Source organism: Paenibacillus pasadenensis (assembly GCF_002864175.1).
Classification (GTDB): domain Bacteria; phylum Bacillota; class Bacilli; order Paenibacillales; family Paenibacillaceae; genus Paenibacillus_O; species Paenibacillus_O pasadenensis.
The window spans coordinates 2,881,154-2,900,790 of record NZ_NFEZ01000004.1 but is presented as its reverse complement, the minus strand read 5'-3'; the positions used below and the strand labels follow the sequence as shown (position 1 = coordinate 2,900,790).

Sequence of the window (19,637 nt, the reverse complement as noted above, 5' to 3'; positions counted from 1 at the left end):
CATAGTCGGCGTCTCAGGCATCGGTCTCCTTTGCCTGATGCTGCGGCGACGGCCGCCCCTCACCCCGCCTCGTCGGCGTCGCTGCCTGCTGCCGCTCCGCAGTCGAGCGGCATGCGGAGCGACAGCGCCGCTTCGCCCGGCTGCGCCTCCAGACGCAGCCGCCCGCCGAGGCGCTCCGCTTCTTCCCGCAGCCTCCGCAGTCCGAAGCCCTCCGCCGCTTCGGGCCGCGGAGGCTGTCCGTCGTTGCGCAGCTCGAACGAGAGCATGCCGCCGTCCGCCGCGACGCGGCAGCGGAAGCGGCTCGCGGCGCCATGGCGCAGGCCGTTCGTCAGCCCCTCCCGAGCCGCTCGAACGAGCAGCGAGGTCAGCTCCCGCGGCAGCGGGGGCATAGGGCGCAGCTCCAGGCTGACGACGATGCCGGCATTCGCCTCGGCGTCGGCGAACAGCCGCTCGAGCGCCGGCGCGAGCCGCAGCTCCTCGTCCTCCTCGCGCATCGCGCGCACCGACGCGCGGATTTCGTCCAAGCCTTTGCGTACGAGCGATTGGGCAAGGCGGGCTTTGTCCAGCCCTTCGTTGCGCTGCCGCTCCAGCAGCAGGATGGACGCCTCAAGCTGGACGATAGAGGCGGTCAGCGTATGCCCGACATGATCATGCAGCTCCTGGGAGATGCGGGAGCGCTCTGCCAGGATGCCGTCCTTGATGCGGTCGCGCTCCAGCAGCTCCTCGTTCTGCTGCTCCAGCACCCGCTGATACTCGAGCCTCAGCCGCTTCTCGCGCAGCAGCAGGACGAGCCCGATGCAGCAGATGAGCACAAAGACGGCGATCAGCACGAGCTGGCGCAGCACGATCAGCGCGATATCGGAGAGGGAGTTCTCCAGCCAGACCGAGACCGACGGCATCGCGACCGCGATCCGGTCGGCGGCGACGCTGAGCAGCAGCGCGACGAGCCCCGTCCGCAGCCAGGCGAGCTCGCCGCTCCTGAGGCCGAATTCCCGGCGCAGCGCATGCAGATACCACGGCGTGGACAGCAGGATGAAGGCGAACGTGGCTTCGGTCAGCGTCCGATACAGGTACGGACTCGTCAGCGACAGGACGGCGCTTGCGATCGCAAGCGCTCCGAACAGCATCGTCAGCTTGCGGAACCGGCTCCGTCCGGCTCCGGCCAGGTGGCCGAGCAAGCCTGCGATCGCGCAAGCCATGAGCGGATTGCTGATGCCGTTGAAGTACGAGAAGCGGCTCGTGGCGGCGAGCACATAGAAGAGCGACGAGCCGAACAAGGCGGAATAGCCGGAGACAAACGTGATGGCGCCGAAATACAGGTAAAGCGGACTGCGGGAGACGAGCAGCCAGGCGATGCCGGAAAAGACGGCAAGCATCCCGTAGCAAGCCGCCATCGCGAAGCGGACGGAGTCCGCGCGCAGCGCGTAGTCGAGCAGCCGCTCCGCCGGCGCGGCGGCGATGCCGCCGAGGGCGAGCGAGCCGGGAGAGGCGGGCTCGATCTCGAGCTGGAGCAGCCGTCCTTGGGGGCGGAGCGGCAGCTCCGCCGCCCGCCAGCGGTCGGCGAGCGGCGCCTGCTCCGGCAGCGGGCCGTAGTCCGCCAGCGGCTGCCCGTCCAGCGTAACGCGGAACGCGCCCGGCTGGCGGAAAAAGAGGCGGTAGCTCCGCGGCTGGTCCAGCGCGTCCGGCAGCGTCCTCCGCACGATGAACCGCTCCGCCGCCTCGCCGGGCAGGCGCATGTCCGAGCCGCCGGAGGCGGCGTGGAGCTGCCCGGCGCCATCTCTGTCCGCCCCGCCGCTGCGGTCCTCGGCTCTTGTCGTTGTCGCCTCGCCTCGTGCCGCACCATCGCGATCACTCTCGCCGTCCGCCAAGCCCCGCTCCGCCAAGCCCCCTGCCGCCTGGATCTCGCCCTCGGCCAGCAGCCGCTCGGCCCGATCCAGCCGAATCCAGCGGCCGTCCGCGGCGAGCAGCTCCCAGCGCTCCGGCGAGCTGAGCGTGAACATCTCCGCCGGCCGCGCGACGCCCGGCTGCAGCGGCACCAAATAGAGCACGGCCGTAGCGGCCATCGCCGCCAGCAGCAGCGCCGAGGCGAGCCGCCTTGCCAGCCGGGCCGCCTTCATTCGCGGCTCTCCGCGAGCCATTCGCCGAGCGCGATCGCGGCGACGGTGCGGTCGCGCGTGCCGAGCTTGGCGTACAGGCCGCTGACGTAATTTTTGACCGTGCCCTCGCTCATGAACAGGCGGGCGGCGATGTCCTTGTTGGCGCAGCCTGCGGCGAGCAGCGCGGCGACCTCGCGCTCCTTGGCCCCGAGCTGCAGCCGTCCGGCGCGGGCGCGGCTCGCGCCGATCAGCCCCTGGGCGGCCGCTCCGGCCGATTTCAGCCGGGCAGCCAGCCGACCGGCGACGGAGGAGGGCAGCATGTAGGAGCCGTCCGCCGCTTGCCGGATTGCCTCGGCGAGCCGCTCGCCGGGGATGTCCTTGAGCAGGAAGCCGGCCGCTCCGGCGGCGAGCGCCTCGATGATGTAGTCGTCCTCCTCGAACGTCGTCAGCATGAGCACGACCGTGCCGGGCAGCGCTTGCTTGATGCGGCGCGCGGACTCGATGCCGTCCATGACGGGCATGCGGATGTCCATCAGCACGACCTGCGGCTTCAGCCGCACGGCCAGCTCCAGCGCCTCGGCGCCGTCCGCCGCCGCGCCCGTCACCGTCATGTCGTCCCGCAGCCCCAGAATCGTGCTCAGCCCGTCCCTCATCAGCTTCTGGTCGTCCGCCAGCAGCACCTCGATCATCGCTTCCGCCGCCCCTTCGTCGCCTTCGTCGGCTTTTCCAGCCTCATCCATTCGAGTATACGAGCCGCGTTTCCGCCCGGGCAAGCCTCCCCCTCCAAAAAGAGGACGCAGGAACCAGCCCGCCGTGACCAAGTCATGCCGCCGGATTCCCTCCATGCCGCTATTGCAGGCGCAAGCGGCGCTATGGTATAGTTTTCTTTCGCTTTTCAATGGAATCCCTTAGGAGGTAACTGACCATGAGCGCTCAAAGTGCCTATCAAGCGGAAGAAACGCGGCTCGCGGAAGCCGTGGAGGACATCAAGGGCCAGCTCGGAGGCATCGGCCCGCGCTATACCGGAGACGACTTCACCGAGCAGATGCTCGACCTGCAGCGCGAGGAGCGCCGCCAGCGGCTCGAGATCGCCCGCAAGGAAGCTTATTTCGGAAGGATCGACTTTCAAGAAGAAGGCAAGCCGGCGCCGCTGCCGCTGTACATCGGCAAGGCCGGCGTCGCCCGCGCAGGCTCGGACGAGCTGCTCGTCATCGATTGGCGGGCGCCCGTCGCGAGCCTGTTCTATTCCTTCAGCGGTGGGGAAGCTCCGGCAACCTACGACTCGCCGGACGGCGAGATCGGCGGCACGGTGCATCTCAAGCGCAACCTGATGGTCCGGCAAAAGGAGCTGCTGCGGCTCGTCGACAGCTTCGTGCGCGGGCAGGAGGAGGATGCCGTCACCGACGAGTTCCTGCTGTACCGGCTCGGCGAGAGCAAGGACAACAAGCTGCGCGACATCGTCTCGACGATCCAGCAGGAGCAGGACAAGATCATCCGCGCGGACAAGAACCTGGCGCTGTTCATCCAGGGCGTGGCCGGCTCGGGAAAAACGACGGTCGCGCTGCACCGGCTCGCGTTCCTGCTGTACCAGTACGCCGGCCGCATCCGTTCGGAACGGATGATCATCTTCGCGCCGAACCGCATGTTCCTCGACTATATCAGCGGCGTGCTGCCGGAGCTCGGCGTCGGGGACATCGTGCAGACGACGTTCGCCGACTGGGCGATCGAGCTGCTGGAGCGCGAGGTGATGCTGCGCTCGCCGGTAGAGACGCTCGCCTATTGGTTCGAGCAGCCTCATGCGGAGGAGGAATACGCCGCCGCCTCCGGGCGGCTCAAGGGCAGCGCGGCGTTCAAGGAAGCGCTCGACGGCCGGCTCGCGGAGCTGGAGGCTTCGCTGCTGCCGGCCGAGCCGTTCGAGCCGCTGCCGGGCTTCCAGCTGACCGTCGCCAAGATGAAGGAATGGCATGAGACGGACTACGGCGAGGAGTCGATCATGCGCCGCAGGGAGCGGCTCGTCAGCCGCGTCAAGCGCTGGCTCGAGTCGGAGCTCAAGCAGCGGGGCGTCGCCGACAAAAAGCTGCGCTCGAAGGCGATGGCCAAGCTGAACGCCTTTTCCAAACGGATCCCCGCCTACAGCGCTCCGCAGCTGTACCGCAAGCTGCTGGAGGGCAAGAGCGGGGCGCAGCTGCTGCCCGCGCCGCTCGCCAAGGCGACGGCGGCCCGCCTCAAGCAAGGAGAAGCGGAGGCGGAGGACCTCGCTCCGCTCGTCTACCTGCATATCCGCCTGCACGGCCTCGGCCGGCCGTTCTACGACCATATCGTCATCGACGAGGCGCAGGACTACTCGCCGTTCCAGCTCGAGGCGCTCCGCCTCTGCCAGCAGCAGCCGTCGATGACGGTGCTCGGCGACCTGCAGCAGGGCATCCATGCCTATGCCGGCATCTCCGACTGGAGCGAGCTGAGCGGACGGTTCGACGAGGGCAGCGCCGGTTATTTCGAGCTGGACCGCAGCTACCGCTCGACGACGGAGATCATCGACTTCGCCAACCTGGTCCTCGCGGGCATGGGCAGCGCGGTCAAGCCGGCCGTGCCGGTGTTCCGCAGCGGCGATCCGGTCGTGCTGGAGCGCGTATCCGCCGACGGCTGGGCGCCTAGGCTGGCCGCGGTCGTCGCGGACTGGCAGCGAGAAGGGCGCTTCCAGACGATCGCCGTCATCGGCCGCACCGAGCGCGAGTGCGCGGACATCCATGCGGCGCTGGAGTCGGCGGGCATCGAGGCGGCGCTCGTCCATGCTCGCCAGCCCGCTTACGGCGGCGGCCTGACGGTCGTGCCGGCCTATCTGTCCAAAGGGCTGGAATTCGACGCCGTGCTCGTCGCCGACGCGAGCGCCGAGGCTTACGGAGCGGCGGACGCCAAGCTGCTGTACGTCGCCTGCACGAGGGCGCTGCATCGGCTCGGCCTGCTCCATCGCGGAGAGCCGGCCGTCCTGCTCGGCTGAAAAAGGGACAGAATCGGGCATACAGGGTAATACGCGGTAAAGCCGGCTCGTCCGGAACCGCGCCCGATGCGGCTGCGTATTGCACGGCAGCGCACGGACCGCGCGGCCATGGCGGAACAGCCGGGCCGGCGGCAGGCGATCCCGAAGGAGGAAGACGACGCATGGAGACAGATCGAGACACGAGCGAAGTACAGGAGGAGCGGCCGGCGGGCCGGATGGAGTCGCGAGAGCAGTTGCAGGCGGCGCTGGCGGAAATCGAGCGATGGGAAAAGGATCAGAAGAACCTGATGATCTGGGACCGGATGGCGCGGCTGCCGTTCAAGCTGCTCGACCGGCTGACGCCGAAAATCGTGCACGAGAAGCTCGGCCTGGCGCTCGACGAGCTGGGCGGCTACATCCAGAACGGCGGCAAGTATCTCGTCGCCGGACGGAAGGTGGGGGAGCTGCTGCGGTCCGCGGACCGCAGCCAGGGCGGAAGCGGCGACGGACCTTACCCGCTGGCCGCGATGAATGCGGCAGCGGCCCAGCTCGCCGAGGAACGCACGCGATTCGCGACTGCGCAGGGCGCGACGACCGGCTTCGGCGGCCTCTTCACGCTGGCGATCGACGTGCCTGCGGTGCTCGGCCTGTCGCTCAAGGCGATTCAGGAAATCGCGCTCAGCTACGGCTACGACCCGACGCTCAAGGAGGAGCGCGTCTTCACGGTCAAGGTCATGCAGTTCGCATCCTCGGATATTGTCGGGAAACGTGCTATTCTGGAAGAGATGATGCAGAGCGCCGCGGATGGAGGCAAGGCGGCCGGCGAGGCCGTCTCCCGCATCCAGGGCTGGCGCGAGGTGATCGCCGTCTACCGGGACAACTGGGGCTGGAAGAAGCTGCTCCAGGCCGTGCCGGTCGCCGGACTCGTGTTCGGGGCGTTCATCAATCGCGGCATGCTCCAGAACGTGACGGAATCCGCGATCATGCTCTATCGCAAGCGGCGCATTACCGAAAGGCTGGCAGAAAGCGGGGAATGACAGCATGAACGGCGGCAGCAGCCGAAGGGAGGAACAGGCGGAAGCCTGGCTCCGCCAGTTCGGCATGGAGAACGGATGGGAAGAGGAGCGCCTGGCGGCGCGGATAGAAGCGGTCCGGGCGGCGATCGGCCGCGGAGAAGCATACGAGCCCTCGGCGGAAGAGCTCGTCTGGGGAGCGCGCGTCGCCTGGCGCAACAACAGCCGCTGCATCGGGCGCCTGTTCTGGCAGACGCTCGACGTGATCGACGCGCGCGGCGTACGGACCGAGGAAGAAGCGGCGGGGGCGCTGCTGCGGCATCTGGAGACGGCCGCGAACGGCGGGCGCATCCGCTCGGTCATGACGGTGTTCCCAAGCGCGGATTCCGGCGCGGACATCCGCGTCTGGAACCACCAGCTGCTTCGCTACGCCGGCTATCCCGCCGCCGGGCCGGGAGAGCAGCGCCGCGGCGATCCGGCATCGGATGCGTTCACGGCGCTTTGCCTGGAGCTCGGCTGGCGGGGGACGGGCGGCGACTTCGACCTGCTGCCGCTCGTCGTCAGCGCGGGCGGAGGCGAGCCGCGCTGGTTCCCGATCCCGGCGCATCTGACGCCGGAGGTGGCGATCGAGCATCCCGAGCATGAGGGCATCGGGCGGCTCGGCCTGCGCTGGTACGCCGTGCCGATCATCTCCGACATGGCGCTGGAGATCGGAGGGACCGTCTATCCGGCCGCTCCGTTCAACGGCTGGTATATGGAGACGGAGATCGGCGCGCGCAACTTCGGCGATCCGGGCCGCTACGACCGGATCGCCGCCGTCGCCGACGCGCTCGGACTCGACCGCAGCAGCAACACGACGCTCTGGAAGGACCGCGCGCTCGTCGAGCTCAACGTCGCCGTGCTGCATTCGTTCCGCAAGGCAGGCGTCAGCATCGTCGACCATCATACGGCTGCCGACCAGTTCGTCCGCTTCCAGCGGCAGGAGGCGGAGCGCGGCCGCGAGACGAGCGCCCGCTGGTCCTGGCTGATCCCGCCGCTGTCGCCTTCGCTGACGCCGGTCTGGCATGATGCCGGGATGCGCGAGCTCGAGCTGTCGCCGCGCCTGCTGCCGCAGGACAAGCCGGTCCGGCTCGCCCGGCTGGAGCGGCAATGCCGGAGCGGCTTCGGAGCCGCGGCCGCCTCCGGAGCGGCGGGCTGCCCGGCTGGAGCGACGCATGCCGGCGCTTCCGCGGGCGCGGGCGTCTCCGGGGCCGCCCGCTGTCCGTTCGGGGCGAGCAGCTGAGCGGCCTCGCTCAAAAACGGTTGACACGCCGCGCTGGAATTCGATACAATATTCCTACTGCCTAACTTGTTTATACCGGAAAATACGATACGTTTTATCGGAGGAGCCTGCCACCAGCGGGCTCTTTTTGTCATTTTCCGGGTAAAGGGGGCTATCGGCCTGTTTTTTCGGGCGCATCAGGAAATACTGGAAGGAATGCCAAGCGTCATTCCGAACGTAAGGAGGCTCTATCTTGCCATTGCTTCATGTCCTTTTGCTTCTCCCTTTCCTGCTGGCGGCCGCGCTTCCTTGGCTGAGCCGGCTCGCGCCTAGGCTGCACGCGGGCTGGATCGCCCTCGCCGGCCCGCTTCTGCTGCTCGCGGGCTTCCTTCGGCTGCGGACCGCCGGGGATGGCGCGCCGCTGTCCGCCTCCATGCCGTGGATGCCGAGCCTCGGCGTCAATCTCGAGCTTCGGCTCGACGGCCTGGCGATGCTGTTCGCCTTGCTCATCAGCGGCATCGGAGCGCTTGTCGTGCTCTATTCGATCTTTTACCTGGACCGCCGCCGCGAGGCGGTCGGCCGCTTCTACGCCTGCCTGCTGCTGTTCATGGGAGCGATGCTCGGCGTCGTGCTGTCGGATCATCTGATCGTCCTCTACGGGTTCTGGGAGCTGACGAGCGTCAGCTCGTTCCTGCTCATCGCCTTCTGGCATCGACGGCAGGCTTCGCTGGACGGCGCGCTCAAATCGCTGCTCGTGACCGGCATGGGCGGACTCGCGATGCTGGCCGGCTTCCTGCTGCTCGGCATCGCCGGGGACAGCCTGCGCGTCTCGGAGCTGATCGGCTCGGCGGAGGCGCTCGCCGCCAGCCCGCTGCTCTTGCCGGCGATGGGGCTCATCCTGCTCGGCGTATTCACCAAGTCGGCCCAGTTCCCGTTCCACATCTGGCTGCCGGACGCGATGGAAGCGCCGACGCCGGTCAGCGCCTACCTGCACTCCGCGACGATGGTCAAGGCCGGCCTCTACCTGGCCGCGCGGCTGACGCCGCTGTTCGCCGGCCAGCAGCTCTGGTACGGCTCGCTCACGGCAGTCGGCCTCGCCACGCTCGTCTACGGCAGCTTCCGCGCGATCAAGCAGACCGACCTGAAGGCGCTGCTCGCCTATTCGACGATCAGCCAGCTCGGCCTCGTGACGGCGCTGATCGGGCTCGGCTCGGTCTATCCGGCCGGCTCGGCCTCGCCTTACGCCGCTTACGGAGCGGCCGCAGCCGCGGCCGGGCTGCTGCATCTGCTCAACCATGCGGCGTTCAAGGGCGCGCTGTTCATGACGGCGGGCATCGTCGACCACGAGACCGGCACGCGCGACCTGCGGCGGCTCGGCGGCTTGATCCGGTTCATGCCCGTCACGTTCGCGGTCTCGCTCGCGGCGTCGCTGTCGATGGCCGGCGTGCCGCCGCTGGGCGGCTTCCTCAGCAAGGAGCTGTTTTTCGGCTCGGCGCTGAACGCCTATCGGGCGGGCGAGGGGAGCCTGGCCGCGCTGCTCGTGCCGGCCGTCGCCTGGACGGCCAGCGCGTTCACCTTCGTCTACAGCGGCATCTTCGCCTGGCGCACGTTCGGCGGACCGGCGCGCGAGACGCGGGAGGCCGCCGTCCATGAGCCGTCCTGGGGCTTGCTGGCGCCGCCGCTCGTGCTCGCCGCCGCGGCGCTGCTGCTCGGCCTGGCTCCGGCGCTGGTGGCGCCGGGGCTGCTGCAGCCGGCGCTGCTGTCGATGCATCCCGCAGCGCCGGACGCTTACGGCGAGCTTGCCCTATGGCATGGCGTCACGCCGGAGCTGCTGCTGACGGCCGCCGTATTCGCCGTCGGCGGCCTGCTGCTGTACGCCGCGCCGCGCTGGGCGCCGCTGCACCGGACCATCCGGCTGCCCCTGAGCTGGAACGGCATGTACGAGCGCCTGCTGCGCGGACTCGACGCCGGCTCGGAAAAGCTGACAGCCGCATACATGGACGGAGGGATGCGCCGCAGCGCCGGCTACATCTTCCTCGCGCTGGCCGCTTTCCTGATCGTCGCGGCCGCCATGGCCGGAGACATTTCGGTCGTCCTGTCCGGCATGGCGCCGGTGACGCTGTTCGAGGGCATCGCCGTGCTCGCGCTGATCGCGGCCACGCTCGCCGTTCCGTTCGCGCAGTCGCGGATGATGGCGATCATCCTGACCGGCACGGTCGGCTATATGGTCGTGCTGTTCTTCGTCCTGTTCCGCGCGCCGGACCTGGCGCTGACGCAGATGATCGTCGAGACGGTATCCGTCACGCTGTTCCTGCTCTGCTTCTATCATCTGCCGGCGCTCAAGCGGGAGCGCGTCGCCCGCCGGACGAAGCTGGCCAGCGGCCTGATCGCCGGCGCGGCCGGCCTCGCCATGACGCTGGTCGCGCTCGGCGCGCTCTCGGACCGGAAGTTCGGCTCGATCTCCGACTTTTATCTCCGCAACAGCTACGAGCTGGCCGGAGGCAAAAATGTCGTGAACGTCATCCTGGTCGACTTCCGCGGCTTCGATACGATGCTCGAAATCGTCGTGCTCGGCATCGCCTCCTACGCGATCTATGCGATCATCCGGCTCAAATGGCCGGGCGAGGCGGAGGAGGAGGGCAGCGGCTTGCGGGAAAGCGAGTTCCGCCTCGTCTACGAGGACGCGCGCAGCAACGACGTCATCCTGCAGACGCTGGCCAAGGTCATCCTGTTCCTCATCCTGACGTTCTCGCTCTACCTGCTGTTCGCCGGACACCATCAGCCGGGCGGCGGCTTCATCGGAGCGCTCATGACCGCCTCGGCGCTCGTGCTCATGAGCATCGCGTTCGGCGTGCGCACGATCCGCAAGGCGCTGCCGGTCGACTTCCGCATCGTCAGCGCCTGCGGCATCTCGCTCGCGCTGCTGACCGGCATCGGCTCGTTCGCCTTCGGCAAGCCGTTCCTGAGCCATGCGTTCGGCTACGCGCAGCTGCCGTTTTTCGGCCAGAACGAGCTGGCGACCGCCGTGCTGTTCGATCTGGGCGTCTACTTCACCGTCGTCGGCATCACGATGACGATCATTCTGGCGATCGGGAGGGACAAATAAATGGAGCTGCTGCTCGCGCTCGCCGTCGGCGCCCTGTTCGGCGTCGGCGTCTACATGATCCTGGCCCGCAGCCTGCTGCGCGTCATCCTCGGCCTGTCGCTGCTGACGCATAGCGTCCATCTGCTGCTGCTGACGATGTCCGGCCTCAAGCGCGGAGCGGCGCCGCTGCTCGGCGAGCATGCCGAACGCTACGTCGACCCGCTGCCGCAGGCGCTCATCCTGACGTCGATCGTCATCAGCTTCGGCGTCACGTCGCTCTACTTCGTCCTCGCCTACAAGGCGTACAAATCCATCGGCACCGACGATACCGAGCAGCTCAGGAGGGAAGCGAATGACTAATCTTGTCGTGCTGCCGCTGCTGCTGCCGCTGTGCACGGCCGTGCTGCTGCTCTTCTTCAAGGAAAAGGCGATCCTGCAGCGCCTGATCAGCGCCGCCGGCATCGCCGCGACAGCGGCGGCCAGCGCGCTCCTGCTCGCGAGGGCGGGCTCGGACGGCATGCAGACGCTGGCGATGGGCGGCTGGGCCGCGCCGTTCGGCATCGTCTTCGCCGCCGATTTTTTCGCCGCGCTGCTCGTGACCGCCGCCAGCGTCACGACCGGCTTTTGCCTCGCCTATGCGATGGGGACGGTCGGACCGGAGCGGGAAAGGTTCTATTTCTACCCGTTCCTGAATTTCCTGCTCGCCGGGGTGAACGGCTCGTTCCTGACCGGCGACCTGTTCAACCTGTTCGTCTGCTTCGAGGTGATGCTCATCTCCTCGTACGCGCTGCTCGTGCTGGGCGGCACGAAGCGGCAGCTGAAGGCGACGCTCGGCTACATGCTCGTCAATATCGTCTCCTCGACGCTGTTCGTGGCCGGCGTCGCCTACCTGTACGGGATGATCGGCACGCTCAACATGGCGCAGCTGTCGGCCCGCATCGCCGAGGCCGGCTCCGGCGGCATGCTGGACGTCCTGTCGGTGTTCTTCCTGATCGTGTTCTCGCTCAAAGCCGGCCTGTTCCTGTTCTTCTGGCTGCCGGAGGCGTACGAGGCGCCGCCGGCGGCCGTCTCCGCGCTGTTCGCCGCGCTGCTCACCAAGGTCGGGCTGTACGCGCTCATCCGCACGTTCACGCTCATCTTCCCCGCCGGGCACGGACTCGCCGCGCAGGAGTGGATCGCCTGGATGGCCGGAGCGACGATGCTGCTCGGAGCGGCCGGAGCGCTCGCGAGCAAGGACGTCATGCGCATCCTGAACTACAACATCGTCATCAGCGTCGGCTTCCTCGCCTTCGGGCTGGCGGTCTCCGGCGAAAAATCGCTGCAGGGCGCCGTCTTTTACCTGATCCACGACATGGCTGTCAAGGCGCTGCTGTTCCTGCTCGCCGGGATGATGATCCGCGCGGCCGGCACCGGCCGCCTGGACGAGATGGGGGGACTGATCGGGCGGCTGCCGCTCGTCGGCTGGATGTTCCTCGTCGCCTCGCTCGCCGCGGCCGGCATTCCGCCGCTCAGCGGCTTCGGCGGCAAGCTGCTGCTCGTGCAAGGCGGCTTGGAGGCCGGCTCGCATCTGCTCGCCGGCATCTCGCTGGCGACGAGCCTCGTCGTCCTGTATACGCTCGTGCGGCTGTTCATGCGGGCTTTCTGGGGAGAAGCGCCGGCGTCGTTGCCGATTCCGGCGGAGGAGGCCCGCGTTTCGAGGGCTCATACCGCTTGCGCCGCGGCGCTCTGCCTGCTCGTCGTGTTCATGGGCCTCGGCTCGGAGTGGATGGTCCAGGCATCCGCGGAGGCGGCGCGCACGCTCGTCTCGCCGTCCGACTATATCGACGCCGTGTGGAAGGAGTGAGCCCGAATGGCTTCCCAGTTTCTCATCAACCTGCTGATCGCGTTCCTCTGGATGTTTCTCTATGACGATCTCAGCTTTACCCGCTTCGCGGCCGGCTTCGGGCTCGGGCTCTTGTTCATCGGCCTGCTCAACCGCTTCCTCAAGCGGGACTTCTACCTGCGCAAGGTGAAGGCCGTGCTCGTCCTGCTCCTCATCTTCATCCGCGAGCTGTTCCTGTCCAGCTTCACGGTCATCTATCAGATCCTGAAGCCGAAGCTGACGATCCGGCCCGGCATCGTGGCGATGGAGACGCGGCTCAAGAGCGACGGGGAGCTGACGCTGCTCGCCTGCCTCATCTGCCTCACGCCCGGCACGCTGACGCTCGACGTGGCGGACGACCATCGGACGCTGTACATCCACGCGATGGATATCGGCGACGCCGAGCAGCTGCGTCAGCAGATCCGCTCGACGTTCGAGCGGGCGATCATGGAGGTGACGCGCTGATGGTCGATCTGCTGCTGCAAGCGTCGCTCGTCCTGCTCATGCTTTCGATCGCGGGCTGCATGTACCGGCTGCTCAAAGGCCCTTCCGTATCCGACCGGATCGCCGCGCTCGATACGATCGGCATCCTGCTGCTGTCGATGATCGCCGTATTCGGCATGCTGCAGGGAACGACCGTCTACTTCGACATCATCCTCGTCATCGGCATCGTCAGCTTCATCGGCACGACCGCCTTCGCGCGCTATATCGAGAGAGGGGCGGTGATGGAGGATGAATGAGGCGCTCGCGATCGGCTCGGCCGTCATCGTCCTGTTCGGCTCCGTGCTCAGCCTGTTCAGCGCCTTCGGCCTGATCCGGCTGCCGGACGTCTACCTGCGCTCCCATGCGGCGACCAAAAGCGCTACGCTCGGCGTGCTGTTCATCCTGACCGGCGCTTTCCTTTATTACACGTTCGTCCACGACGTCGTCAGCGTCAAGCTGCTGCTCGGCATCGTCTTCGTCTTCCTGACCGGCCCGGTGGCCGGGCATCTCAATGCCCGCGCCGCTTACCGGACCGGCGTCCGCCTGTGGGAGCGGAGCACGCGCGACGATCTCAAGGAGGCGCTGCAGCAGGAACGGGCTCAGGCCAAGAAGCAAGCGGAAATACGGGATAAGCTGCGCTGAGCCGCTGCCCGCCGATCCGTAAGTTCTCCTGGAAAATGGAAAAAAGAGAAGAAGCCACTGTCCTTTCCGGAAGATTGTGGTAAAATATGCCTATTCATGCAGAAAGCCTGAAGGTCTTATTTCTTTTCGGAATGGAGAAGCTGAATCGGCATGCTGGCCTTGTGCGGACGCGTTGGAATCTTATTGCTGCTGTATGTGCTGTTTTTTCTGGGGCCGTTCGGAATTTATTCGCTCGGCATGGCTCTATTCCTCGGCTTCGCCCGGCTGTCGCTGTCGCTGCTCGAAGAGCGGCCGCGATGGACGCTTCCGTACCGCCGCCGCAAAAGCCGGCGGAAGTCCGAGGCCGGCCGTCGCGAGACGGGCAAGCCGACTTCTTCGTTCAGGCGCTGAGTGGACGGACGTCAAAAAAAAGGGGCTTTCGCCGCGACCGTGGATCGGTCCGGCGAAGGCCCTTTTTCAAGCGGAATCGGTCCCCCTCGGCACGCTCGAGCGGCGGCTGGACTACATCGCCTCGGAGGCGGACAGATCCTCGCGGATCAGGTCCGCCGTCAGCTGGCCGCTCAGCGTCACCATCGGCACGCCGCCGCCGGGATGCGTGGAGCCGCCGACGAAGTAGAGGCCGCCGAGCAGCGGGCTGCGGCTCGGAATCTTGAAGCCGCCGTTCAGCTTGCGGTCGGTGACGACGCCGTAGATGGAGCCGCCGTTCGCTCCGTACAGCTGCTGCAGATCGTCCGGAATGAACTGCTCCTCGTACTCGATATGCCCGCGGAGCCCGTCGGCGCCCATCCGCTCGAGCTTGTCCAGCACGAGCTCGCGGTAGCGGGAGCGATGGGCTTCCCAGCTCTCGCCCTCGCGCAGCGGCGGCACATGCGTCAGCACGAACCAGTTCTCGCAGCCTTCCGGCGCCTGCGACGGGTCGGTCTTGGACGAGATGCCGACGTAGACGGTCGGGTCGTCAGTCGGAATCTTGCCGACGAACATGTCGTGGAACTCGCGCTCCGGATCGCGGGAGAAAAAGAAGTTGTGATGCTTGAACGCCTCGTAGCTGCGGTTCACGCCGAGCAGCAGCACATGCCCGGATACGGCCGGCTCATACTTGGCGAGCTTCTCCGCCTGGCGATCGGCGCCCGGCACGTCCCGCAGCAGCGAGCGATGGGCCGGGATCGCCTCCAGGTTGCAGACGACGGCATCGGCGCGCAGCTCCTCGCCGCTCGCCAGACGCACGCCGACGGCCCGGCCGCCGGCTTCGAGGATGTCCGCCGCCTCGGCTCCCGTGCGCACCTGGGCGCCGAGCTCCTCGAGCAGCCGCAGCTCGGCGCGGGCGATCTCGTACATCCCGCCTTCGACGAAGTAGATGCCGAGCCCCATCTGCACGTACGTCAGCTGCGAGAGCACGGCCGGCGCGGCGTACGGGGAGGAGCCGACATACATCGTGAAGAAATTGAAGATCTGGCGCAGCTGCGGATGCTTCAGATGCTGGGCGGTCAGCTGCGCGGTCGTCTTCATCGGATCCATCGCGAGCAGCTCCTTGAGCGTATGCTGCTGGCGCAGGTCCGGCAGGCCGGACAGCGAGCGGCTGTAAAAGCTTTTCAGGCTCAGATCGTACTGCTTGCGGCTGTAGTCCAAATAGCCGAGGAAGCGCTCGCGGTCGTCCGGCGACAGCTCTCCGATCGCCTCCAGCATCTGCGGCAGGTCGCCGACGAGATCGAGCGTCGCGCCGTCCTCGTACAGGCCGCGCCACTGCGGCTCGACGCGCTTCAGCTGGACATAGTCATGCAGGTCGCGGCCGGCGGAGCGGAACAGCTGCTCCAGCGTCCAGGGCATCGTCAGAATCGACGGACCGGTGTCGAACCGGTAGCCTTTGCCGGAACGGATGTTCAGCTTGCCTCCGGCGCGCTCGTTCTTTTCGAGCACGGTGACCTGGTGGCCGTCCGCGCTCAGGCGGATCGCAGCCGACAGGCCGGCCAGGCCGCCTCCGACGACGATGATCGTTTTTTTCAACTCTAGCTCCTCCTCTAGTCCATGCGGTTTTGACGGGCGATGGATCGTCCATACTAGCTTAGGACCGGGCAAATCTCCCGATTTCCTCTTTTACCCATTGTGGGCGCTTTTCGCTCCGCGAATACGCGGCGGGGGGCAAAAAATCAAGCATCGTACGAAACGGGGAGGGACTGGCATGGATGCAGGATGGTGGCTGACCTTCGGGCTGCTGGCGCTTGGCAGGCTGCTGCTGGCCGAGCGGCGGCTGACGGCGTCAAAGCTCGGGAGCGAGCTCGAGCCGGCGGGGGCAAATGAATCTTTCCGCGAGGCTGGCTCGTCTGCGGACAAGGAGGCAGCGCAGGCCGGGCGCTGGAGCGTCGTCATTCCGGCGCGCGACGAGGCTCGCAATCTCGAGGCGCTGCTGCCGCTGCTGCTCGGCCAGACGGTTCAAGCGGACATCGTCGTCGTCGACGACGGCTCGACGGACGGAACCGCCGCCGCCGCGGCCAAGCATGCGGGCGTGCGCGTCGTTCCGGCCGGCAGCCTGCCTGCAGGCTGGCGGGGCAAAAACTGGGCGTGCAGCCGGGGCGCAGCCGCCTCCGCAAGCGGCCGGATCGTCTTTTTGGACGCGGACGCCCGTCCGGGGCCGGACTTTCTCGAGGCGCTGTCCGCCGCCTGCCCGGCCGGCACCGTCGTCACCGTGCAGCCCTGGCATCGCGCGGACAGCCTCCGCGAGCAGCTGTCGGCGATGCTGAATGCCGCCGTCATCGCCGGCTCGGGACGGTTCGCCGCCTGGCGGCGCGTCGGCGGCCCCCGGCCGGGCTCGTTCGGGCCTTGCCTCGCCTGCTGGCGCGACGATTACGAGGCGGCAGGCGGCCACGAGGCGGTCAAGGGGGAGATTCTCGACCACGACCGCCTGGCCGCCCGCTTCGCCGCCTGCGGCAGGCGGAGCTTGGCGCTGCTGGGCGGAGAGCGGCTGGCCTTCCGCATGTATGCGGGCGGCTGGAGCGAGATGACGGCGGGCTGGAGCAAAAGCATCGCGCTCGGAGCCGGCGGCACGCCGGCGGCGGCGCTGCTGCTCATGATCGGCTGGGTCAGCGGGCTGGCCGGCGCCGCCGCGGCATGGCTCGAGCAGCTGCTCGCGGCAGCGGCGGCGCTCGCGCAGGGCGGCCTTCCAGCCGCCGGGGCGCTGTCCGCCGCCGCGCTGCTCTACGCGCTCGCCGTCCTCAGCGCGCGGCGGGCCTGGAAGCACGCGGGCTCTTTCGGCTGGCTGGCCGCGCTGCTGTACCCGCTGCCGCTGCTCTATTTTTTCGCCGTGTTCGCGCTGTCCTTCTATCGCGCCTTCGTTCGCCGCCGCGTGAGCTGGAAAGGGAGGGATCTCGATGTCGCATGAGCTCGGCCCGGCGGCCGTCATCCTGCTTGATGCCGCCGTCTGGCTGCTCCTGCATGGAGCAGCCGTCGCCGCCGCGATCCGCATCCCCTGGGAGCGCTTCGCCGCCGACGGGCCGGTGACCCGCCTGCGCGGCTTCGAGGCCGGCGGCCGCTGGTACGAGCGGCGGCTGCTCGTCCAGCGCTGGAAGGACCGACTGCCGGATGGAGGCGGGTGGGTGAAGGCGGGCTTTCCGAAGCGGCGCCTGCGCTCAGGCAGCCGCGAGTATCTCGAGCGCTTCGCGGCGGAGACGCGTCGGGGAGAGCTGACCCACTGGGCGATGCTGCTGCCGCTGCCGCTTTTTGCGTTGTGGAATAACGCGATCGGCATGATTATCATGACGATATATGCGCTTATCGCGAATATTCCCTGCATTCTCGTCCAGCGCTACAATCGCGCCCGCCTGCTGAAAGTCATGTCGCGGCCAAGCCGAGTATGCTATTCTAGGAAAGTGATATCCGGCCATCTGGAAGAATAGGGTAGAGGGAGCTGTCTTGCGGGAATGGAATTTGACGTGCAGTACATAAGCTTTTTTGTCATCCAGACGGATGGGGAAGGAACGGATTCCGGCAAGCGGTTCCGTCACTTCCAGACGATGGACGGCGAGGATTACGAGGACAGCCCGCTCAAGGATTTCCTGAGCGGCGAGTTCGCGCGCATCGTGAAGCGCAAGGCGGAGCGGCATCCGCCCTCCGAGTCCGTTCCGACCAAGATCGGACGGTTCCGGGTCGAGCCCGGCTATGAGCTGGACAGCAATCCCGACTACAACTTGCTGCAGCGGCTTCGCACGGCCGATACGGCGGAGCGGTTCCACGGCATCGCGGACGAGCTGGTGCGGATCTACATGGACACCTCGGCGGTGCGGGGCGGAGCGCTCATCGCCGTGCAGGCGACGCTGAGCAAGCTGTTCGACACGCCGTTCCTGTTCGTGCTCAAGTGCGACTTCGAGTCCAAGATCGCCCGCATCGCCGACGAGCGCAGCCTCGTCGCGAACGTCGAGATGGCGATCAGCGCGCGCACGATCAAGTCGATCCAGTACCCGCACATGCCGGAGGAGGGCATGCTCGAGCCGTGGGAGGTCAAGATCCACCAGGCGTCGCATGCCCGCTACTTCGAGGACTTCCTCAAGTTCGTCAGCTACGAGCGTCCGCTGCCGGAGGTGATGGGCGAGCGGGTGCTGGACATGGTGCAGCAGTACATGGAGGACAAGTGGCGCGACGACGCGAGCCCGCTGCGCAAGGAAGAGGAGGAGGCCGTCGAGATCTGGGCCGCCTCCGAGAAGCGGGAGCTGCTCGAGCGCTGGACGCCGGAGCAGGTGTACGAGGCTTCCGCCCTGCTCGTCGAGCAGAAGGAGGATCTCGGGCTCAGCTTCAAGCTCGGCGGCGTGCAGGTCAAAGGCCTGCTCACCGACTTCGGCCGCTCGCTTCATTTCGCTCGCCACAACGGCAAATACGTCGCTGTCATCGAGGGCGACGCGTTCCAGTTCGAGCGGGGACTGTCGCCGGTCGAGCTGCTGCATCCGCCGGAGCTCGCGCAGGTGATGGAGGTCATCGGGACGTCCGAGCCGGAGGCCGAGGCGGCCGCCGCTTCGGATCTCGCGCCGGAGGATGACGGGGACGTGCCGTGGTAAGGCGTCCTTCCGACGTCTATTTCTCAAGGAACCGATAAAGTCGAAATCAGCATGCAGGGACAGGAGTGGAGCGAGTGGATTACATCAAGGCGGTCGTCCTCGGCATCATCGAGGGCTTGACGGAATTTTTGCCGGTCTCGTCGACCGGCCATATGATTTTGGCAGGCGATCTGATGAACTTTACGGGCGACAAGGCCGGCACGTTCGAGGTCGTCGTGCAGCTTGGCGCCGTGCTGGCCGTATTTGTCCTTTATTTCAAGCGGTTCATCAGCTTCCTGAAGTTCGACTTCTCCAAGGGCTCGGGCCTCAACGCGCTGCATATCGTGCTCGGCATGATTCCGGCCGGCGTCCTGGGCGTCGTGCTGCACGGCTTCATCAAGGAGCATCTGTTCGGACCGACGACGGTGCTGCTCGCGCTGATCGCGGGCGGCCTGCTCATGATCGCCGCCGAGCAATATCAGAAGCGGCATGTGCCGTCGGCGGAGACGGTCGACGACATCACCTACAAGCAGGCGTTCGGCATCGGCGTCTTCCAGATCCTCGCGCTCTGGTCCGGCTTCTCGCGCTCGGGCTCGACGATTTCCGGCGGCATCTTCATGGGCACGAGCCAAAAGGCGGCGGCCGACTTCACGTTCATCCTGTCGGTGCCGATGATGTTCGGCGCGACGGGAGTCGACCTGTACAAGAGCCGCGACCTGCTCGTCCGGGAAGATTACGGCTTGCTGCTCGTCGGCCTCGTCGTATCGTTCATCGTCGGGCTGATCGCCGTCGTCACCTTCATCAACCTGATCAAAAAGCTCAAGCTCAGCTGGTTCGCGTACTACCGCTTCGTCTTGGCGGCCTTATTCTTCCTTTTTGTAATGTAGACTCAACATCCAGCGCTTACGGGTACAAGCCGGCGTCCATGCGGACGCCGGCTTTTTCATGTCTTGGGATAAGCTGGATGGAGCCCGCGCACATTAAGGCAGAGCAAACCGTCAAAGGAGAGTGTGCGAATGGAGGAGCTGTTGAAGCGGCTGCTGACCCCCTCGATGTGGGGATTCGCCGTCACGGCCGCCGTCGTGCCCTGGGCGCTGTCCGCGCTCGCCCGGAAGCTGGAGCCGGCGAGGAAGAAGGATTGGAAGCGGTGAGCGGGAGCGGCGTGGGGCGGGCGGAGAAAGCTTGGGATGGGGACGGCATC

At 67.1% G+C, this 19,637-nt stretch carries 18 protein-coding genes; 15 read left to right on the top strand and 3 right to left on the bottom strand.

Annotated features, from left to right (window positions below):
• Positions 1-59: 59 nt before the first annotated feature.
• Complete coding sequence (locus tag B8V81_RS22100; RefSeq protein ID WP_101809194.1) at positions 60-2,117, bottom strand: sensor histidine kinase; 2,058 nt, start codon at positions 2,115-2,117, stop codon at positions 60-62.
• Entirely contained in the window at positions 2,114-2,836 is a 723-nt protein-coding gene (locus B8V81_RS22095; RefSeq protein ID WP_244912801.1) for a response regulator transcription factor, read from the bottom strand. Before B8V81_RS22095 ends, B8V81_RS22100 begins: the two co-directional genes overlap by 4 nt.
• Before the next feature lie 185 nt (positions 2,837-3,021).
• Between B8V81_RS22095 and B8V81_RS22090 the strand changes: the two genes are divergently transcribed.
• The 10 genes from B8V81_RS22090 to B8V81_RS22045 all read left to right on the top strand — a co-directional run bounded on the left by B8V81_RS22090 (position 3,022) and on the right by B8V81_RS22045 (position 13,808).
• The gene (locus B8V81_RS22090; RefSeq protein ID WP_101809193.1) at positions 3,022-5,094 is read left to right on the top strand and encodes a HelD family protein; all 2,073 of its coding nucleotides are present in this window, start codon (positions 3,022-3,024) and stop codon (positions 5,092-5,094) included.
• Between the two features lie 161 nt (positions 5,095-5,255).
• Positions 5,256-6,110 carry an EcsC family protein gene (locus B8V81_RS22085; RefSeq protein WP_052332915.1) on the top strand — a complete coding sequence of 285 codons (855 nt, stop codon included), beginning with the start codon at positions 5,256-5,258 and terminating at the stop codon, positions 6,108-6,110.
• Between the two features lie 4 nt (positions 6,111-6,114).
• Entirely contained in the window at positions 6,115-7,368 is a 1,254-nt protein-coding gene (locus B8V81_RS22080; protein ID WP_180968509.1) for a nitric oxide synthase oxygenase, read from the top strand.
• A 232-nt stretch (positions 7,369-7,600) separates the two neighbouring features.
• Positions 7,601-10,453: a hydrogen gas-evolving membrane-bound hydrogenase subunit E gene (mbhE, locus tag B8V81_RS22075; protein ID WP_101809192.1), complete on the top strand. Its 2,853-nt coding sequence runs from the start codon at positions 7,601-7,603 to the stop codon at positions 10,451-10,453.
• Positions 10,454-10,792, top strand: coding sequence for a Na(+)/H(+) antiporter subunit C (locus tag B8V81_RS22070; RefSeq protein WP_028597333.1), 339 nt, complete (start codon positions 10,454-10,456; stop codon positions 10,790-10,792).
• On the top strand, positions 10,785-12,275 hold the full coding sequence (locus B8V81_RS22065; protein ID WP_101809191.1) for a Na+/H+ antiporter subunit D: 1,491 nt from the start codon (positions 10,785-10,787) through the stop codon (positions 12,273-12,275). Before B8V81_RS22070 ends, B8V81_RS22065 begins: the two co-directional genes overlap by 8 nt.
• Before the next feature lie 6 nt (positions 12,276-12,281).
• Positions 12,282-12,758, top strand: coding sequence for a Na+/H+ antiporter subunit E (locus B8V81_RS22060; RefSeq protein WP_028597331.1), 477 nt, complete (start codon positions 12,282-12,284; stop codon positions 12,756-12,758).
• Positions 12,758-13,033 carry a Na(+)/H(+) antiporter subunit F1 gene (locus B8V81_RS22055; RefSeq protein WP_028597330.1) on the top strand — a complete coding sequence of 92 codons (276 nt, stop codon included), beginning with the start codon at positions 12,758-12,760 and terminating at the stop codon, positions 13,031-13,033. Before B8V81_RS22060 ends, B8V81_RS22055 begins: the two co-directional genes overlap by 1 nt.
• Positions 13,026-13,418, top strand: coding sequence for a monovalent cation/H(+) antiporter subunit G (mnhG, locus tag B8V81_RS22050; protein ID WP_028597329.1), 393 nt, complete (start codon positions 13,026-13,028; stop codon positions 13,416-13,418). Before B8V81_RS22055 ends, mnhG begins: the two co-directional genes overlap by 8 nt.
• 150 nt (positions 13,419-13,568) lie before the next feature.
• Complete coding sequence (locus B8V81_RS22045; RefSeq protein ID WP_028597328.1) at positions 13,569-13,808, top strand: hypothetical protein; 240 nt, start codon at positions 13,569-13,571, stop codon at positions 13,806-13,808.
• A gap of 111 nt (positions 13,809-13,919) precedes the next feature.
• On the opposite strand, the gene B8V81_RS22040 is transcribed toward B8V81_RS22045, so the two are convergent.
• Positions 13,920-15,419 carry a phytoene desaturase family protein gene (locus B8V81_RS22040; protein ID WP_028597327.1) on the bottom strand — a complete coding sequence of 500 codons (1,500 nt, stop codon included), beginning with the start codon at positions 15,417-15,419 and terminating at the stop codon, positions 13,920-13,922.
• Between the two features lie 175 nt (positions 15,420-15,594).
• Here B8V81_RS22040 and B8V81_RS22035 point away from each other — a divergent pair, with 175 nt between their 5' ends.
• The 5 genes from B8V81_RS22035 (at position 15,595) to B8V81_RS26090 (ending at position 19,587) form a co-directional block, all read left to right on the top strand.
• Complete coding sequence (locus B8V81_RS22035) at positions 15,595-16,791, top strand: glycosyltransferase family 2 protein (RefSeq protein ID WP_028597326.1); 1,197 nt, start codon at positions 15,595-15,597, stop codon at positions 16,789-16,791.
• Complete coding sequence (locus tag B8V81_RS22030; protein WP_052332914.1) at positions 16,781-17,305, top strand: glycosyl-4,4'-diaponeurosporenoate acyltransferase CrtO family protein; 525 nt, start codon at positions 16,781-16,783, stop codon at positions 17,303-17,305. Before B8V81_RS22035 ends, B8V81_RS22030 begins: the two co-directional genes overlap by 11 nt.
• Positions 17,306-17,329: 24 nt before the next feature.
• Complete coding sequence (locus tag B8V81_RS22025) at positions 17,330-18,457, top strand: DUF3900 domain-containing protein (protein WP_101809190.1); 1,128 nt, start codon at positions 17,330-17,332, stop codon at positions 18,455-18,457.
• A 74-nt stretch (positions 18,458-18,531) separates the two neighbouring features.
• On the top strand, positions 18,532-19,323 hold the full coding sequence (locus B8V81_RS22020; protein ID WP_043110844.1) for an undecaprenyl-diphosphate phosphatase: 792 nt from the start codon (positions 18,532-18,534) through the stop codon (positions 19,321-19,323).
• 129 nt (positions 19,324-19,452) lie between these two features.
• Positions 19,453-19,587, top strand: coding sequence for a hypothetical protein (locus tag B8V81_RS26090; RefSeq protein WP_255309697.1), 135 nt, complete (start codon positions 19,453-19,455; stop codon positions 19,585-19,587).
• The last annotated feature ends 50 nt before the right edge of the window (positions 19,588-19,637 follow it).